Source organism: Kitasatospora sp. NPDC001540 (genome assembly GCF_042894345.1).
In the GTDB taxonomy this organism is placed as follows: Bacteria; Actinomycetota; Actinomycetes; order Streptomycetales; family Streptomycetaceae; genus Kitasatospora; species Kitasatospora phosalacinea_C.
Genome location: NZ_JBIAVO010000011.1, coordinates 15913 through 31975, shown reverse-complemented (window position 1 = coordinate 31975; position 16063 = coordinate 15913). Strand labels below are relative to the sequence as shown.

At 73.9% G+C, this 16063-nt stretch carries 18 protein-coding genes and 1 pseudogene; 7 read left to right on the top strand and 12 right to left on the bottom strand.

Annotation, left to right across the window (positions count from 1 at the left end):
* Window positions 1–6: 6 nt before the first annotated feature.
* From ACFY00_RS15600 to ACFY00_RS15565, 8 genes are all read right to left on the bottom strand, one after another.
* Window positions 7–1350: an LLM class flavin-dependent oxidoreductase gene (locus ACFY00_RS15600; RefSeq protein ID WP_388031539.1), complete on the bottom strand. Its 1344-nt coding sequence runs from the start codon at window positions 1348–1350 to the stop codon at window positions 7–9.
* Window positions 1351–1414: 64 nt separating this feature from the next.
* Window positions 1415–1900: a flavin reductase family protein gene (locus ACFY00_RS15595; protein ID WP_388031536.1), complete on the bottom strand. Its 486-nt coding sequence runs from the start codon at window positions 1898–1900 to the stop codon at window positions 1415–1417.
* The gene (locus ACFY00_RS15590; protein ID WP_388031534.1) at window positions 1897–2997 is read right to left on the bottom strand and encodes an LLM class flavin-dependent oxidoreductase; all 1101 of its coding nucleotides are present in this window, start codon (window positions 2995–2997) and stop codon (window positions 1897–1899) included. Before ACFY00_RS15590 ends, ACFY00_RS15595 begins: the two co-directional genes overlap by 4 nt.
* A 1-nt stretch (window position 2998) precedes the next feature.
* Window positions 2999–3817 (bottom strand): ABC transporter ATP-binding protein, encoded by an 819-nt coding sequence (locus tag ACFY00_RS15585; RefSeq protein ID WP_388031531.1) that lies wholly within the window; start codon window positions 3815–3817, stop codon window positions 2999–3001.
* On the bottom strand, window positions 3793–4749 hold the full coding sequence (locus ACFY00_RS15580; RefSeq protein WP_388031529.1) for an ABC transporter permease: 957 nt from the start codon (window positions 4747–4749) through the stop codon (window positions 3793–3795). The genes ACFY00_RS15585 and ACFY00_RS15580 overlap by 25 nt, the downstream gene beginning before the upstream one ends.
* A gap of 2 nt (window positions 4750–4751) precedes the next feature.
* Window positions 4752–5819 (bottom strand): ABC transporter substrate-binding protein, encoded by a 1068-nt coding sequence (locus tag ACFY00_RS15575; RefSeq protein ID WP_388031526.1) that lies wholly within the window; start codon window positions 5817–5819, stop codon window positions 4752–4754.
* A 47-nt stretch (window positions 5820–5866) separates the two neighbouring features.
* Complete coding sequence (locus ACFY00_RS15570; protein ID WP_388031524.1) at window positions 5867–6817, bottom strand: TauD/TfdA dioxygenase family protein; 951 nt, start codon at window positions 6815–6817, stop codon at window positions 5867–5869.
* A 410-nt stretch (window positions 6818–7227) separates the two neighbouring features.
* Window positions 7228–8412 (bottom strand): ROK family protein, encoded by a 1185-nt coding sequence (locus ACFY00_RS15565; RefSeq protein ID WP_388031522.1) that lies wholly within the window; start codon window positions 8410–8412, stop codon window positions 7228–7230.
* 588 nt (window positions 8413–9000) lie between these two features.
* Between ACFY00_RS15565 and ACFY00_RS15560 the strand changes: the two genes are divergently transcribed.
* Window positions 9001–9384 carry an ATP-binding protein gene (locus ACFY00_RS15560; protein WP_388031519.1) on the top strand — a complete coding sequence of 128 codons (384 nt, stop codon included), beginning with the start codon at window positions 9001–9003 and terminating at the stop codon, window positions 9382–9384.
* 165 nt (window positions 9385–9549) lie between these two features.
* On the opposite strand, the gene ACFY00_RS15555 is transcribed toward ACFY00_RS15560, so the two are convergent.
* Window positions 9550–9897 carry a PRC-barrel domain-containing protein gene (locus ACFY00_RS15555; RefSeq protein WP_388031517.1) on the bottom strand — a complete coding sequence of 116 codons (348 nt, stop codon included), beginning with the start codon at window positions 9895–9897 and terminating at the stop codon, window positions 9550–9552.
* A gap of 90 nt (window positions 9898–9987) precedes the next feature.
* Window positions 9988–10161, bottom strand: coding sequence for a CsbD family protein (locus ACFY00_RS15550; RefSeq protein ID WP_388031514.1), 174 nt, complete (start codon window positions 10159–10161; stop codon window positions 9988–9990).
* A gap of 146 nt (window positions 10162–10307) precedes the next feature.
* Here ACFY00_RS15550 and ACFY00_RS15545 point away from each other — a divergent pair, with 146 nt between their 5' ends.
* The 5 genes and pseudogenes from ACFY00_RS15545 to ACFY00_RS15525 all read left to right on the top strand — a co-directional run.
* Window positions 10308–10478, top strand: coding sequence for a hydrophobic protein (locus ACFY00_RS15545; RefSeq protein ID WP_388031512.1), 171 nt, complete (start codon window positions 10308–10310; stop codon window positions 10476–10478).
* 447 nt (window positions 10479–10925) lie between these two features.
* On the top strand, window positions 10926–11276 hold the full coding sequence (locus ACFY00_RS15540) for a PRC-barrel domain-containing protein (protein ID WP_285737198.1): 351 nt from the start codon (window positions 10926–10928) through the stop codon (window positions 11274–11276).
* Between the two features lie 171 nt (window positions 11277–11447).
* Window positions 11448–11783, top strand: coding sequence for a hypothetical protein (locus ACFY00_RS15535; protein ID WP_388031508.1), 336 nt, complete (start codon window positions 11448–11450; stop codon window positions 11781–11783).
* Between the two features lie 344 nt (window positions 11784–12127).
* Entirely contained in the window at window positions 12128–13213 is a 1086-nt protein-coding gene (locus ACFY00_RS15530; protein WP_388031506.1) for a hypothetical protein, read from the top strand.
* An 89-nt stretch (window positions 13214–13302) separates the two neighbouring features.
* Window positions 13303–13626: pseudogene (locus ACFY00_RS15525) on the top strand (transposase family protein); the annotation flags it as partial.
* 10 nt (window positions 13627–13636) lie between these two features.
* Here ACFY00_RS15525 and ACFY00_RS15520 read toward each other — a convergent pair.
* The gene (locus tag ACFY00_RS15520; protein ID WP_388031503.1) at window positions 13637–14059 is read right to left on the bottom strand and encodes a carboxymuconolactone decarboxylase family protein; all 423 of its coding nucleotides are present in this window, start codon (window positions 14057–14059) and stop codon (window positions 13637–13639) included.
* A 359-nt stretch (window positions 14060–14418) separates the two neighbouring features.
* A complete protein-coding gene (locus tag ACFY00_RS15515) occupies window positions 14419–14931 on the bottom strand; it encodes a DUF664 domain-containing protein (protein ID WP_388031500.1) in 513 nt (170 codons plus the stop codon).
* 314 nt (window positions 14932–15245) lie between these two features.
* On the opposite strand from ACFY00_RS15515, the gene ACFY00_RS15510 reads away from it, so the two are divergent.
* Window positions 15246–15971 carry a carbohydrate-binding module family 20 domain-containing protein gene (locus ACFY00_RS15510; RefSeq protein ID WP_388031497.1) on the top strand — a complete coding sequence of 242 codons (726 nt, stop codon included), beginning with the start codon at window positions 15246–15248 and terminating at the stop codon, window positions 15969–15971.
* Window positions 15972–16063: the final 92 nt, after the last annotated feature.

Here is a 16063-nt window from a genome sequence, read left to right as displayed (position 1 = left end):
CACTGCTCAGGCGGACACGGCCGCGGCCCCGGCGAACGCGTACTGGTTGGCGGGCCGGGGCAGGCCGTAGTGCTCGCGCAGCGTGGTGCCCTCGTACTCGGTGCGGAACAGGCCGCGCCCGCGCAGGATCGGCAGCACCTCCGCCACGAACACCTCCAGCCCGGACGGCAGCACCGCGGGCATCACGTTGAAGCCGTCGGCCGCGCCGTGCTCGAACCAGTGCTGGATCGTGTCGGCCACCTGCACCGGCGTACCGGTGAAGGTGCGGTGGCCGCGGCCGCCGCCGAGCCGCCCGATCAGCTGCCGCACCGTCAGGCGCTCCCGGCGCGCGAGGTCCACGATCAGCGTGTAGCGGCTCTTGGCGCCCTCGACCTCGTCCTCGGTGGGCAGGTCCGCGGGGAGCTGCTCGTCGAAGCGCAGCCGCTCGGGCTCCACCTTCAGCACCGTGGCCAACTGCTCGCGCGCGTACTCCGGCCTGATCAGCCGATCCAGTTCGGCCTCCAACTCGCGGGCCTCGGCCTCGGTGGCGCCGATCACCGGGACGATCCCGGGCAGGATCTTGACGTGCTCGGGGTCGCGCCCGGCGGCCACCGCGCGGCGCTTGACGTCCGCGTAGAAGGCCTGGCCCTCCGCGAGGGTCGGCTGCGCGGTGAACACCGCCTCGGCCCACCGCGCCGCGAACTCCTTGCCGTCCTCCGACGACCCGGCCTGCACCAGCAACGGGTACGCCTGCGGCGAGCGCCGCACGTTCAGCGCCCCCTCGACCCGGAAGAACCGGCCGCGGTGGCCGACCGGGCGCACCCGGTCGGGGCTGGCGTGCACCCCGGCCTCCTTGTCCGCCACCAGTGCCCCGTCGGCCCAGCTGTCCCACAGCTTGGTGGACACCTCCAGGAACTCCGCCGCCCGCTCGTAGCGGGTGCGGTGCAGCGGCTGCCCCTCCAGGCCGAAGTTGCGGGCCGCGGCGTCACCGGCGGTGGTGACGATGTTCCAGCCCGCCCGGCCGCCCGAGAGGTGGTCGAGCGAGGCGAACCGCCGCGCCAGGTTGTACGGCTCGTTGTAGCTGGTCGAGGCGGTGGCGATCAGCCCGATCCGGCTGGTCCCGGCGGCGAGCGCGGCCAGCAGCACGGTCGGCTCCAGCTTGGCCGAGGGGCGGCGGCTGGGATCGCCCCACAGCGACGGGCTGTCGGCGAGGAACACCGAGTCGAACTTCGCCTCCTCGGCGATCCGGGTCAGCCGCTGGTGGAAGGCCAGGTCCAGGTCGGCGGCGGGATCGGACTCCGGCAGCCGCCAGGAGGCCTCGTGGTGGCCGGTGTCGTGGATGAACAGGTTGAAGTGCAACTGCTTGCCCATGGGGCGGTCCTCCGTCGGTGGGTCGGTGGGTGGATCGGTCGGTGAATCGGGGGGGGGTAAGGGATCAGCGGCTCAGGGAGCGGAACGTGCTCGCGTGGAAGACCAGCGGGTCGACGGCCGGATCGAGGTGCAGGTCGTGCACCCGCAGCACCGCCACGTCGTGGTCCCCGGCCCGCACCTCCTGCTCGACCGAGCACGCGAACCAGGCGCCCGCACCGTCCAGCAGCACGGCCCCGCCCGGCGCCGCCCGCCACGCGGCGTCGGCGAACCGTCCGGCGGCGGGGCCCGCGAGCCGGCGGCACAGCGCCGCGTGCTGCGCACCGAGCACGCTGACGCCCAGCCGCTCGGCCCTGCGCAGCACCGGCCAGGTCCCCGAGGTGCGCGCCACGCACAGCGAGACCAGCGGCGGCGCCAGCGACACCGGGGTGAACGAACTGGCCGCCATGCCGACCGGCCGCCCGTCGACCAGCGCGGCCACCGCCGTCACCCCGGTGGGGAAGGCCCCGTACACCGCCCGCAGGGCCCTGCCGTCGGGGGCTACGGCGGTCATCCGCGCACCTCCCCGGGAGCCGCGGCCACCGGATCGGACCGCCGCAGCAAGGGCAGGAGCCGGTCGCCGACCCGGGCCGCCTCCTCCCGGTACGGGGTGTCGGACAGCACGAAGTGCGTCACCCCGAGGGCGCGGTACTTGCGCAGGGCGTCGGCGACCTCCCGCGCGGAACCGACCAGCCAGGTCGTCCCGGCACCCCCGCCCCCGTAGCGGCCCGGCGCGGTGTACAGGCAGTCGTCCAGGACCTCGCCGCGCTCCGCGAGGTCGAGCAGACGGCGCTGGCCCACCGCCGCCCGGCTGCGGAACGCCTCCGGTTCCTGCGCGCCCCGCCGGGCCATCAGCTCGACCTTCCGCTCCGCGGCGCGCCACGCCTCCGCCGAGGTGTCCCGCACGACGGTGGTCACCCGCAGTCCGAACTCCAGCGGCCGGTGCCGCCGTCCGAGGCTCGCGCCGAGCGCGCGCAGCCGCCCGACGCGCTCGGCGACGCCGTCCAGCGGCTCGCCCCAGAACAGCTGGACGTCGGCCTCCTGCGCGGCGACCCGCTCGGCGGCCGCGCTCGCGCCGCCGAAGTACAGCCGCGGACGGCGCCCCCGCTCGGCGCCCCAGGGCCGCGGCCGCAGCGCGGAGTCCGTGACCCGGTAGTGCTCCCCGTGGAAGGTCACCCGCTCCTCGCCCCACAGCCGCCGGACCAGGCGCAGGAACTCCAGCGTGCGGCCGTAGCGGCGCGAGCGGTCCAACTCGCCGTCGCCGTAGGAGGCGACGTCGTCCAGCCCGCTGACGACGTTGACCAGCACCCGCCCCCGGCTGAGCCGGTCCAGGGTGGCCGAGGCCGAGGCGAAGTTGGCCGGGTGCCAGTAGCCGGGCCGGACCGCGATCAGCGGCTTGAAGGACGTGGTGCGGGCGGCGAGGGCCGTCGCGACGGTGAAGGTGTCCGGCCGGCCCCAGCCGGTGCCCAGCAGCGCCCCGTCCCAGCCGTGCCGCTCCACCGTGCGGGCGAGCTCGGTCGAGTGCTCGAGGCTGCCCCAGTCCTCCCGCGGCTCGTCGCCGCGGTGGCCGGGCTCCACCGTGTTGGGGAGGTACCACAGGAACTCGCCCACCTCAGCCCTCCCCTCCGGGCTCCGCGGAGGCCGCACCGGTCCCCGCCGCCCCGGCGGTCGGCCCGCCGTCCGGCCGCACCCCGAGGGCGGCCAGCAGCCGCTCGCGGTACTCGCCCAGCAGCGGGTCCCGGTAGGAGCGGGGGTGCGGCAGGTCGACGTCCAGGTCCACCGAGATCCGGCCCCGGTCGAGGACGAGCACCCGGTCGGCCAGCGCCGCCGCCTCGTCCACGTCGTGGGTGACCAGCAGCACGGACGGGCGGTGGCGCTGCCACAGCTCGCGCAGCAGGGCGTGCATCCGGATCCGGGTCAGCGCGTCGAGCGCCCCGAACGGCTCGTCGGCGAGCAGCAGTTCGGGCTCGCGGACCAGCGCCCGGGCCAGCGCGGCCCGCTGCTGCTCACCACCGGAGAGCTCGCCGGGCCAGGCCCGCTCACGGCCCGCCAGCCCGACCTCGGCCAGCGCCGCCCGGCCGCGCTCGGCCGGCGGGCGGCCGTCCGCGTCCCGTCTCCCCACACCGAGCAGGACGTTCTCCAGCACCCGGGACCAGGGCAGCAGCCGGGAGTCCTGGAAGACCACCGACACCCGCTCCGGGGCGGACAGCCCGCCGCTGCCCGCGGTGTCGTGGTCGATCCCGGCGATCGCCCGCAGCAGCGTGCTCTTGCCGGAGCCGGAGTGGCCCAGCAGCGCGACGAACTGACCGGCCGGGATCTCCAGGTCGATCGCGTCGAGGACGGTGCGCGACCCGAACGAACGGGTCAGACCGGCGAGTCGGACAGCGGGCCGGACAGCGGGCGGGGTCAACTGCTCAGCGATCGGCGCCACGACAGGACCCTCCTCTCCAGGAGACGGACGACGGAGTCGGAGACGAAGCCGAACACCCCGTAGATGAGCAGCCCGAGGACGATGACCTCGGTCCGGCCGTAGTTCTGCGCCTGGAACATCATGTAGCCCAGGCCGTTGGTGGCGTTGATCTGCTCCAGCACGACCAGCGACAGCCAGGAGCCGGTGACCGCCAGCCGCAGCCCCACGAAGAAGCCGGGCAGCGCGCCGGGCACGACCACCTGCCGGACGAACCGCCGGCGGCTGAACCGCAGCACCTCCGCGAGCTCGACGTAGCGGGAGTCGATGCCCGCCAGCGCGGCGTGCAGGTTCAGGTACACCGGGATGTAGACGACGATCGCGATGATGACGACCTTGAAGGTCTCGCCGATGCCCAGCCACAGGATGAACAGCGGGATCAGACCCAGCGTCGGCACGGCCCGGTTGACCTGCACCGTCCCGTCGATCAGCGCCTCGCCGACCCGGCTCAGCCCCGCGGCCAGCGCCAGCACCACACCCGCCGTCAGGCCGATCGCGAAACCCTGCGTCGCCCGCCACAGCGAGGTGCCCAGGTCGGTGCGGAGCGACCCCTCGCCCCACAGCTCCGCCCCGGTCCGCACCACCGTCCACGGGGCGGGCAGGACCCGCGGGTCCAGCACCCCGGCCGCGCTCGCCCCGGCCCACACCGCCAGCAGCAGCAGCGGACCCACCAGCCGGGCGTACGGACGGCGCGGCCCGGGGCCCAGCCGACGCGCCCGCGGGCGACCGGCGACCGGCCCGCCCGGAGCGGGCACCGGCCCGGTGGCGACGGCAGCGGACCGCGCCGCGAGCGCCTCCGCTGCCGCCTCCACGGGCGCTCCCGCAGCCGCGTCGACGGGTCGGCCGGGAGCGTCCACCACGCCGGTCGCCCCGGTGGTTGACACGTGTTCAGCCATGATCAACTCCGGTACTCGGCGGGAACGGCCGCCGCCGCGAGGTGCTCGAAACGGCGGTCGAAGAGGACGTCCGCCTTGAAGGACTTCACGAAGCCGCCCTCGGCCAGCAGGTCGACCGTCTGCTGCTCCCAGGCGATCGCCTCGTCCCAACTCGGCGGCAGCAGCGGCTTGTTGCTCAGTTCCGTCACCTGCCTGGCCTGCTCGGCGGTGATCTTCTGGGACTTGACGTAGTACTCCTGCTCCCAGACCGGGGCGTTCTCGTACACCCAGACCAGCCCCTTGGCCCAGATCGGGACGAACGCCGCGATCGCCGCGGCCCGGCGGGAGTCGGCGAGCACCCCGGCCGGGGCCCACAGCAGGCTGAGCAGGTCCACCACGTCGGTGGTGATGGTGTGCGCGCCGTCCGCGCCGTACTGGTTGAGGTAGGCCGGGGCCTGCGAGATGCCCAGCGGGGCGATGTCCACCTGCCCGGCCTGCAGGGCCGTCAGGAACTGGTTGCTGGTCAGCGGCACCAGCTGCACGTCCGAACTCTTCAGCCCGGCCTGCCGCAGCGCCCGCAGCAGCACCACGCCCTGCGCCTGCCCCTGGGAGAACGCCAGCTTCCTGCCCGCGAACTGCGCCACCGACTGGATGTCGCTGTGCGGCTTCGTCGCGAAGAGGTAGGACGGCTTGCGGGTCAGGTTGACCGCGACGATGCGTGCGTCGTAGCCCTGGAAGTGGGCCTGGATCGGCGGGATGCCGGCGTTGTTGGCCAGGTCCAGGGAGTTGGCGCGGAAGGCGTTGATGACGTCCGGCCCCGCGCCGATGTTCGGCCACGACGACACGTCGAACGGGATCTGCCGGATCAGGCCGGAGAGCTGGAGCTGGAGCTGCTGGGCGCCGAGGGAGGAGGCGATGCGCAGGCTGGTGCCGGAGGGCACCTCGGTCGGCAGCGCGGCGTCCGCTGACAGCGCGGGGCCGCTGGCGGCGGCGCTGGCGCAGGCGCCGAGGCCGAGGGCGGCACCGGCGCCGAGCAGGGTCCGGAGGAAGAGCCTGCGGTCCGGGGCGGGGAGGTCCTGGAGCGGGGACACGGGAGTGCGGTTCCTTTCGGAGCGGGTCGGCCGGGGTCGGTACGGGGTCAGGAGGCCACCGCGACGCGGTGGTCGGCGGTGAACGGGCGTCCGGCGACGAGCTCGGAGCGCTGCCCGTCCGGCCCGACCGGGACGTCGCCGATCAGGGTGACCCGGTGCAGCCGCCGCTCGACGTCGAGGTGGTCCAGGTCGAGCGGCGCCAGGTGGGCGGTCACCCGGTTGTCCCAGAAGGCGACGTGCCCGGCCTCCCAGCGCAGGCGCACCGTGTACTCGGGCCGGGTGATCTCCGCGTAGAGCAGGTCGAGGATGCGGCGGCTCTCGACCGCGGTGACGTCCACGACGTGGCTGGTGAAGACGGGGTTGACGAACAGCGCGCGCTCCCCGGTCTCCGGGTGGACCCGGACCACGGGGTGGACGGCCACCAGCAGGTTGTCGTTGATCCGGCGGCCGTACTCGCTGTCGCCCTCCACCCGCTGCCCGCCGCCGTAGCGGTGCTCGGCGCGCAGGGTGTCGACGAAGGCCCGGACGGGCGCGGACAGGCCCTGGTAGGCCGCGACCAGGTTGGTCCACTGGGTGTCGCCGCCGACCGCGGGGACGGTCTCGGCCCGCAGGATCGACCCGGCGGGCGGGTTCACGGCGGCGGTGACGTCGGTGTGCCAGCCGTCGACGTAGCTGTAGCGGCGCTTGCGGTACTCCTCCTGGAAGCCCTTGCCGTAGCGCTCCTCGAAGCGGCGCGGGTCGACGGTGAAGATCTCCGGGTGGTCCGCGGGCGGGGCGTCGTCGTGCGGGTGGGCGTAGGTGAGCTCGCCGAACTGGCGGGCGAAGGCGATCTGGGCGGCGTGGTCGAGGTCCTGGCCGCGGAAGAAGACGACCTTGTGGCGGTGCAGGGCCTGCCGGACGGCCGCGACGTCCTCCGCGGCCAGCGGCCGGGAGAGGTCGACACCGTCGATGTCGGCGCCGATGTGACCGGCGACGGGGCGGATGGTGAGCGTGCTCATGACAGTGAGGTCCTTTCGGTGGTGGACGGGCCCCCGGGCACCGGGGAACGGCACCGCGGTGCGGCGGCACCGCGAAGCGGCGGCACGGCGGCAGGGCGGCGTGGCGGTGCGGGGGAGGGGTCCGCCGGGTACGTGCCCGCCCGCGGCTACCGCGAGCAGGACGGAAGGCGCCGTGCACGGCTCAGGGCCAGACGGCGTACGCCCGGCGGGGCGTCGGCGTGGTGCCGGTCAGCAGGCGCGACAGCGCAGGCCGGCGAAGTGGTGCGCGCGGAAGGCGTTCACGGGGAGCCGCTGTGCGGCTGCCCGGATCGTGGCCTTCTCCTGCGCGTCCATGGCAGCAGTCTGCTGCCCCGGCCGACCTGCGGGCAACGGTTTGTGACGGCGCGGAAGAAACTCCGCCGGGCGTCCCCTCACCGGGCGCCCCGTGCCGTGCGCAACCCCAGCGGATCCTGGTACACGGCCGCGAGCACCGGCACCGCCGCCGCCACCGCGAGCGTGTCCGGGCCGAACGAGCCGGTCCGCACCACAGCGTCGGCCCCACCGATCTCCCGGCTCAACTCATCCAACAGGTACGGCAGTTGCAAGGTGGCGGCCTCGGTCAGCACCACGGCGTCCGGGCTGATCACCTCCAGCATCGGCCGCACCGCCCGGGCCACCATCCGCAACCGGGAACGGCACAGCTCCACGGCCCGGGCATCGCCCCCGCCCGCGGCCCGCAGCAACAACTGCAGGTCCGGACGCGGCACCACGCCCTCCGCCACGGCCCGCCCCAGCAGGCCCCGGTCCGCCACGGTGGCCTGCAGGCAGCCGGTGCGGCCGCACGGGCACGGCTGGGCCGAGCCCGGAACGGGCAGGTGCGCGATGCCGCCCGCGCCGTGCCGACGGCCCTGCAGCAGGACCCCGTCGGTGGCGATCGCCGCGTCCACGGCGTTGCCCACGAACAGGTGCACCAGCACCCCCTGGCCGATTCGGCCGAACAGCATCTCGGCCCGGGCCAGCGCCCGGGCGTGCCCCTCCACGTGCACCGGAAGGCGCACCGCCCGCTGCAGCGCGTCCCGTACCGGCACGTCGCGCCAGCCGAGTGCGGTGTTCTCCACCACCACCCCGGCCTCCGGGTCCACCCAGCCCCCGGTCACCACCCCCAGCCCCAGCACCGACCGCCCCCGGGCGTGCCGCCCCAGGAAGCCGGGCAGCCGCGCGGCGACGTCCGCCACCACCGCCTCCGAGTGCTCGGCCCTGGGCAGGTGCTCGGAGGCCACGACCCGCCCGCGCAGGTCCGTGAGCGAGAAGGTGAGCCGCGGCAGTGCGACGTGCACTCCCGCCGCGAGGTGGTGCGAGGTGTTGATGTCGAGCGGAACGCGGGGCCGCCCGGGACGCGGCCGCTGCGCGGGCTCCGGCGGCTGCCAGAGCAGCCCCATCGCGAGCAGGTCGGCCGAGTGCCGCGACACGGCGGCCGCACTCAACCCGGTCTCCCCGACGATCGCGGTGCGGCCGAGCGGCCCTTGGTCCAGCACCGCGCGCAGCACGGCGGCGGCACTGTCCGGACGGTCGGCGGCGGTCGGCGGGCCGGGTCTGGCAACGAGCGCTGGCAGCATGGGAGTTCCTCTGTCCGGAGTCGGCCACGGGACGGCGTGGTGGCCCGGAGACCACGGGCTACCTGCGGCAGGGACAGTGCGACGACTTCATGCGCCGGATGCTCGCAAGCCGGACGCGGCCGGTCAATGGACCACCGTTACAGCGGCATGGCGCTTCCCTGACATCCTCCCCGGCCTTCCGCCCTCCCCACCCGGTGCGCGGGGAACACCACCGGCCGCCCCAGGCCCTCGGCCGGGCAGGCGGCGATGTCGCCGCCGTGGACGCCGAGGGCGCGCCGCCGGAGCCGCCCCCGGGCCGGAGCGGGCACCGCGCCTGGTGGGCAACGCACCTCGACGGAGCGGCACTCGTGTGTCGTTCGGGTCGAATGTCCTGTTTGCGCAAGGGTAGGCGACCTGCCGACCGGGCCCCACGAAGGGCCCCTGCCGTACCTGGAGAGCCGCACAAGAGGACCTGCTGCCATGACCGACACCTGCAAAGCCGCCTTCCGTCCCGATCCGCCCTCCCGAGGGGCGGGCCGACCCCCTGCCGAGGCAACCGCCCGGACGTCCCCGCCGCCGTCCGGGAGGGCGGGGTCCGAGGGCGTACCGGTGACCACCCCCGCCCGGGCCCGCCGGTTCGTGCAGCAGCTCCTGCGCGAGGCCGGCCCGGTCGCCGCCGCCGGTGAGGCGGACGCCCTCCTGACCGTCAGCGAACTCGTGACCAACGCGAACCTGCACGGCGGCGGCGTCACCGCCTTCAGCGCCCGCACCGAGGCCGCGTACCAGGCCGACGGCCGCCCACCCGGCCTGCGGCTGCGCGTCACCGTCGAGGACGCCGGCAGCCGCCTGCCGCGCGCGCACCCGCGGGCCCTGCTCGACCCCGCCCGGCCGGGCGGCCGCGGTTGGGCCCTGGCGAGGATGCTCGCCACCACCTGCGAGGTCACCGTGCTGTCCGGCGGTGGCAAGCGGATCAGCGCCACCCTCGTCCTGTAGGGGCGCGGGCGACCGCGGCCCCGCGACGGGAGCAGCACGCCGAACGGCGGTTCGAGGCCGGCCATCGGGTGGGACCGGCCTCGAACCGCCGTTCGGCGGGACCCTCTGCGGTGGTCGCCCCGGGAACGGAGGAACACCGTTCCCGGGCGGTGGAGCGGGCAGTGTTCAGGCGCTTCCCAGGTAGTAGGCGCCGAGGGCCTGGTGGTAGGTGGAGCCGTCGCCGTGGGCGTCGGGGTCGAACTCGGGTGAGTTGCGGACCTCCTCCATGGTGCGGTCCAGCCACACGGACCTGTCGTCGTGGTCGACCCGGTTGACGGTGCCCGCGGGGACGACCACGGTGCGGCCGAAGATCCACGGGCCGGTGTCGACCACCAGGTAGGCCCGGCCCACCTCCTCGCTGTGCTTGTCCACCTTGCCGATGCGGCCGTCCGCGGCCTCCACCCGGTACCCCGTCAGATCGTCGCCCGCGTTGTACCCCTCGGCACTCTCGTAGTCCCAGATGCCGCTGGCCACAGCAATCTCCCTTCTCGTCGATGTACGGCTCACCGCTGCTCCGCCGCCCCGGTGCCTCCACGGCGGACGGACACCCCCGCGCGGCGGCACTCAGTCCTTGAAGGCGTCCTTGACGTGCTCGCCGGCCTGCTTGAGGTCGCCCTTGGCCTTGTCGGCCCTGCCCTCGGCTTCGAGGCGCTCGTTGCCGACGGCCTTGCCGGCGGTCTCCTTGACGGTGCCCTTGAGCTTGTCGCCGGTGTTCTCGATCTTGTCGCCCGTGCTCATCGCGTCCTCCTCGAACCGCCCGCGCCCTCGTGGGGCCCTCGTTCTGACGGGGCATCGCATGCCCCCTCGCACCGGGGAGATTCGTAGGAATATTCGCCGGGGGCGGGGGCATGCGGCGGTCCGACACAGACTGTACGGAGGTCGTCATGGTTCCCCTTCTTCTCGTTCTGCTGCTGGCGCTGATCCTGTTCGGCGCCGGGTTCGCGCTCAAGGCCCTGTGGTGGGTGGCGGTCGTCGTGCTGGTGGTGTGGCTGGTGGGCTTCGTCGCCCGCGGCACCAACGCCGGTGGCACCCGCGGCCGCTGGTACCGCTGGTAGCCGCCCCACCCCGTCCCCCGAGATCCCACCGAGCGGGCCCGCGCACGAGCGCGGGCCCGCTCACCCGTATCCGACGTATCCGACTTCATGATCCGGACCCACCCGCCCGGGGCGGGTGGCGAGGTGAAGCAAGGGGGACGCACGCCGCGCATGTCCCGGCGGCCACGAGCCGGACGCCTTCCCGACGGGCGGGTGATCCGCGTCCCGGAGGGGGGCAGGCCGCCCGGCGACCTCCACGCCACCGTCCGCATCCAACCCTGACACCGGCCGTCGGTACGGTCGGCCACCCCCACGGACCGCCCCGGCGGTCGCGACCGCCGCGTTCAGCCGCCCTCCGACTGCGCCTCCCGCGGACGAGGAGGCACGGGGCGGGCATGTTTGCCGGATGTCCGGGCAGGCGGCGTGCCGTACGGAGAACGAGGTACGCCGAGAACGAGGAGGCAGCAGATGACTGAGGCGATGTGGGGCTACGAAGGTGCCGAGGGCTACGCTGCGGGCGCCGACCTGACGGGGTACCGGGTCGAGGCGACGGACGGGCACATCGGCAAGGTCGACAAGCACACCGTGGACGTCGGCGCGGGTTACATCGTGGTCGACACCGGCCCGTGGATCTTCGGCCGCGAGGTGCTGCTCCCGGCGGGCACCATCACCCGGGTCGACGACGCGGAGAAGACGGTGTGGGTCAACCGCACCCAGGACGAGGTGAAGAACTCCCCGGAGTACGACCGGGACAAGCACGCCGACGACCCGGCCTACCGCAACCAGGTCGGCGGCTACTACGGCGGCACCGCCGTCTGACCCACCTGACCCAGGCCGTCCGGGGCCCCGCGTCCGACGACGCGGGGCCCCGGACGTTCCGTGCCGCACCCGCGCTCCCGCTCCGGACGGCGCACCGGCCGGACGGCGTGCGCGTATCCCGCCGGGGCGAACCGGCGTGTGCCCGGCCACCAGTCGGGGGAGCATGGACCGATGGCGAGGAACGAGCAGGTCGAACACACCCCCGACGGCCACCACGTCGTGATCGGCGGTCGACGCTGGCGGGCGAGCGATCCCGAGCTGCCGGACGACGCCCGGGAACAGCTGGTCCGCCACCTGATGGCGGCCCGCCGGGCGCTCGCCCGGACCGGCGACGACCGGGAGGCGGAGCAGGCCGCCCGCGCCCGGGTGCAACTCGCCAAGGTCGGCCTGGGGGAGAGGGGCACCCCCTGGTGGGAGCAGACCCTCCCGGAGCGCCGCCACCGCTGGGAGAACAGCCTGCGCGCCCTGGACGACGCGCACGACCCGCACCCACCGACCGCGCCGTGACGCGGCGCCGTGCTGCATCGCAGGCGGTTGACGGTGTTTCGCCCGCACTCGCCCGCACTCGCCGACACGACCCGTAACGGCGCCACCTACCACTGAGCCTTTTCAGGGCAGCCACCGATCGGATGACGATCGGCCTGATGGCTGTGGGGATTGGATGCCGGAGCTGCGGCTCGGGTGGCTGGGATAGGAGCTGTGGAACTGATGGGCGAGGGCGCTGTGATGACCCTGCGCTCTGCGGAGGCCCGGTTGGCTGCAGCGGCTGTCGGAGGCCGCGTCTAGGGTGGCCGGCGAGATCGCCGTCGGGACCCTCCCGGACGTGGCAGGAACCGTTTGCAGGGGTTGGCATGGGCTGGTGGGACAGGGCGCCGGGGGAACGCGAGCAGTGGGTGCTCGATCCGCTGGCGGGGGTGGGGCCGCTGCGCTTCGGGATGAGCCCCGCGCAGCTCCGGGAGGCGCTGGAGGGGGCGGGTGTCCGGCCTCAGATGACGTGGCGGAGGGGAGACTCCCGGGAGTACTACGACGAGCCGGGGCTGACCGCGTTCTACGCGCCGGGGCCGCGGCTGGTCGCGGTGCTGATCGACGCGACGGGCGGGCCGCTGGTGCGGCTGCGGGACGTCGAACTGGTCGCCCGGGTGCCCTCCGAGGCCCGCGCCGACATCCACCGCCTCGCACTCCTGACCGGAGCCGAGGTGCGGGTGAACCGCCACGGGGAACCGGAGGTGCCGGCCTGGGGGCTGTCCGTGTGCGCGGCGCAGGAGTGGGGGCACTCCTCCACGGGGCACCGGGAGCGCCGGGACAACATGATCACCGGCCTCCTGGTCACCGGCCCCGAACTGGCCGGGGATCCCTGGAACACGGAGCCGGTCGCCGACTTGCCCCGGAATTCGTATGAGCGGCGGACGCCCCCAGTCCCGCCGTCGGTGACGGCCGGTCAGGACCGGCCGCGCTGGGAGTGCGCACCGCTGCGGGGGGTCGGTCCGCTGCGGTTCGGGATGAGCCCGCGGCAGGTGGCCGCCGCGCTGGGCGGCCGGGAGCCCGCCGGGCGCGAGGGCCATCACCCGTTCCGGCCGGGCGGGGGCCGCGACCTCGACAGGTGGGAGCTGGACCACGAGCACTACGACCACGTAGGGGTGAGCGCGCACTACTGGGAGGGCACGGACGGCCCCGAACTGAGCGCGGTGAGCGTCCACGGCCGCACCGGCCCGCAGGTCCTCTTCCAGGGAATCGAACTGATCGGCCGCCGGCCCTCCGTCGTCGAGGCGGAACTCTTCCGGCACGCCGAAGACCATCCGCTGGAACTCCGCTACGCCCAGCAGGGGAATGTGGGCTCGGTCGAGCTCAACGTGTGGGTACGGGCCGAGCGGGACGGAGACAGCACGATCACCGGGGCCGTGTTCTGCATCGAGCAGTGGGAGTACAGCGACGACTGACGCCGAGCCCGTCGCGGCAACCGCCGATCGGGTGGTGGCGGGGAAGGAGCAAGTGGCAAGGCTTTCGGGCGGTCGAATGAGGTATCCGACTCGCCGAGTGCGACCGCGTCGGCGACGGCCGCGCCGACTACTCCGGCAAGCACCGCCGCCACGGCGTCAACCACCGGGTCATCACCGGGCAGAACGGCAAACCCGTCCGGATCTCCCGCGCCCTGCCCGGTCGCACCCACGACCTGACCGCAGCCCGCGCCCACCGCATCGTCAAGACCTGCGCCCGGCTTCGCATCCCTGCCCTGGCCGACATGGCCTACACCGGCCCCGGCGGAGCGTTCGCAGTGCCGACCAGACGCCCACCCCGAAAGGAACTCGACAACAGACAGAGATCGCCGAACCAGGCCCGCGCACGACTTCGCTGTCGTCAGGTCAGGCGTCGGCGGCCGGCAGCAGTCCGCGTTCGGCGAAGACCTTTTTGGCGACGAAGGTGGCGTTCAGTGCTTTGGGGAAGCCGCAGTAGCCGGCGGAGTGCAGCAGGGCCTCGACGATCTCCTCGGGGGTGAGTCCGACGTTGAGCGAGGCGTTGATGTGGAGCTCGAGCTGGGGTTCGCAGCCGCCGAGTGCGGTGAGCATGCCGATCGTGATCAACTGCCGGTCGCGTGGCGCGAGTTGGGGTCGGCTGTAGATCTCGCCGAAACCCCAGGCGACGATCTGGTGGCCGAGTTCGGGGCTGATGTCGTCCAGCGCCTGCACGACCCGCTGCCCGGCCTCGCCGTCGATGCGGGAGAGCACCTCCATCCCGCGCTCGTAGCGTTCCCGACGGGCCTGCGCGTCGTTCGCGGCCGTGTTCATGCGCGGTGCTCCCCTCTCGCGGCCGCCCCGTCGGCGGCTGTCTCCGTCCCGGACGCCTCCCGTCCCGCCGGGCCCGGCGGGACGCTGACCAAGGCACAACCGTAGGACCTGGGTGTACCCCGGATCCGAAGCCGACACGCCTGGCACGGCGAGTGGCCGAGGGCCACGAGGAGGCCACGGAGTGGCTGCCGCCCGCGGCCGCCCACCGTCGCACCCACCCACCCGACCGACCGGCCTGCGGCGAGGACCCACTGGGCCTGAGGGTGGACGAGGTCGAGGCGGACGTGCTCCACCGCCCGGCTGCCGCCGCTCGTGGGTGAGGATCGGCCGGGCCGTCGGCGGGGAGTGGCGGGTGCCCGTCAGCGGTGGGTGCGTTCGAGGACGCCGCGGACGAACGCCGCCTGCCCCGCGTGCTGGTGGCAATCCGCGATGACGCTGACCAGGCGCACGCCGAGGGTGACGTGCGGGGTCCAGCGGGTGTCCACCACGCGGTCGAGGTCTTCGTCGGTGACGGAGGCGATGTGGCGCCGGGTGCGGGTGTGCACGGCGTCGAAGTAGCCGAGCAGGAGGTCGGCGGGGGCCCGGACGGCGGCGACCTGGTCGCTGTGGAAGCCGTATCCGGTGGCCTCGGCCGGGAAGGGCAGCCCGAAGCGGTCGCGCCAGCCGTCGGCCGTCCACACCTGGGCACTGTCGAAGGCGTCGGCGAGGTGGTCGTCCTGGACGCGGGTCAGGTGCCAGACCAGCCAGGCGATGGTGTTGGCGTCCGGATCGAGCCGGGCGGCGAGCTGCTCCTCGGAGAGCCCTTCGACAGCCTGGTTCACGGCTTCCTCGATCCGCCCGAACCCGTCCACCAGCAGCGCGGCACTGTTCATCCCTCCACGCTACGCGCCAAGCCGCATGAAAGGTTTTGCGCCATCTTGCGCAAGGCTCGGATGGCGGCGATGTGACAGGACGGCGGCCACCGGGAGACATCGTCCTGGCGAAGAAACGACCTTACTCCAATTCCCCGCTTCCTTCATCTCTTGAATGAAGAACGCGGAGCGAAGTCGGAAGAAGGCTTGATCGCGTCCATGAGCGAACAATCCAGGCGCTCTGCGTCACCACATGCATTCAAGCCGTGTTGGTATGTGGTCGAGCGGCAGCGCCACTGGTCGCTGCCGACCGCACACTGACGAAGGAGAAGGACATGGTCTCGACTCACCCACGCACCAGGGCCGCCCGACGCCCCATAGTGGTCCTCGGCGCGTTCCTCGCAGCGCTCCTCACCGGGCTGCTGGCCGGTGCCGCGCCGCACGCCCGGGCCGCCGTCCTCGGCGACGCCGCAGTGGCGGTCAGGGTCAGCGCCACCACCGACTTCGGCGATACCGTGCTGCTGTCCGGCAGCGCCCCGGAACTCGGCGGCTGGAACCCCGCGCAGGCGGTCGCGCTCACCACCGGCGCGGGCAGCTACCCGGCCTGGACGGCCACGGTCCACCTGTCCCCGGGCGCCACCGTGCAGTACAAGTACCTCAAGCGGTCCGCCGCCGGCGTGCTGACCTGGGAGGACGGGGCCAACCGCACCCTGACGGTCTCCCCGGACGGGCAGGTCGCGCTCGACGACCAGTGGGGAGTCCGCACCACCGCTCCGGTCACCGTCACCTTCCACGCAACGGCTCAGACCCAGAGCCTCTATGTCGTCGGGGACCGCCCCGAACTCGGCGGGTGGGACCCGGCCGAGGCCGTCCCGCTCGGCAACACCGCGAGCACCTACCCCGTGTGGACCGGCACCGTGCAACTGCCGCCGGGCGCCACCGTGCAGTACAAGTACCTGACCAAGAGCCCCGACGGCGTCGTCACCTGGGAGGGCGGCACCAACCGCACCGCCGTCACGCCCCCCACCGGAACGCTCACCCTGACCGACGCCTGGCACTGACGCTCCAGCCGCCGGGACCGCCGGAACTGCCCCCGGGCTCCGGCGGTCCCAAGTCTGCGATGCGGTGGTCTACCGGTAGTTGCGGCAGCGAC

What these genes read in the sequence shown, in the direction of transcription:
- ACFY00_RS15530 (WP_388031506.1), top strand. Translation starts at nt 12,128, where the DNA reads ATGGGCTGGTGGGACAGGGCGCCGGGGGAACGCGAGCAGTGGGTGCTC.
- ACFY00_RS15550 (WP_388031514.1), bottom strand. Translation starts at nt 10,161, where the DNA reads ATGAGCACGGGCGACAAGATCGAGAACACCGGCGACAAGCTCAAGGGC.
- ACFY00_RS15600 (WP_388031539.1), bottom strand. Translation starts at nt 1,350, where the DNA reads ATGGGCAAGCAGTTGCACTTCAACCTGTTCATCCACGACACCGGCCAC.
- ACFY00_RS15580 (WP_388031529.1), bottom strand. Translation starts at nt 4,749, where the DNA reads ATGGCTGAACACGTGTCAACCACCGGGGCGACCGGCGTGGTGGACGCT.
- ACFY00_RS15545 (WP_388031512.1), top strand. Translation starts at nt 10,308, where the DNA reads ATGGTTCCCCTTCTTCTCGTTCTGCTGCTGGCGCTGATCCTGTTCGGC.
- ACFY00_RS15595 (WP_388031536.1), bottom strand. Translation starts at nt 1,900, where the DNA reads ATGACCGCCGTAGCCCCCGACGGCAGGGCCCTGCGGGCGGTGTACGGG.
- ACFY00_RS15535 (WP_388031508.1), top strand. Translation starts at nt 11,448, where the DNA reads ATGGCGAGGAACGAGCAGGTCGAACACACCCCCGACGGCCACCACGTC.
- ACFY00_RS15520 (WP_388031503.1), bottom strand. Translation starts at nt 14,059, where the DNA reads ATGAACACGGCCGCGAACGACGCGCAGGCCCGTCGGGAACGCTACGAG.
- ACFY00_RS15565 (WP_388031522.1), bottom strand. Translation starts at nt 8,412, where the DNA reads ATGCTGCCAGCGCTCGTTGCCAGACCCGGCCCGCCGACCGCCGCCGAC.
- ACFY00_RS15540 (WP_285737198.1), top strand. Translation starts at nt 10,926, where the DNA reads ATGACTGAGGCGATGTGGGGCTACGAAGGTGCCGAGGGCTACGCTGCG.
- ACFY00_RS15570 (WP_388031524.1), bottom strand. Translation starts at nt 6,817, where the DNA reads ATGAGCACGCTCACCATCCGCCCCGTCGCCGGTCACATCGGCGCCGAC.
- ACFY00_RS15515 (WP_388031500.1), bottom strand. Translation starts at nt 14,931, where the DNA reads ATGAACAGTGCCGCGCTGCTGGTGGACGGGTTCGGGCGGATCGAGGAA.
- ACFY00_RS15510 (WP_388031497.1), top strand. Translation starts at nt 15,246, where the DNA reads ATGGTCTCGACTCACCCACGCACCAGGGCCGCCCGACGCCCCATAGTG.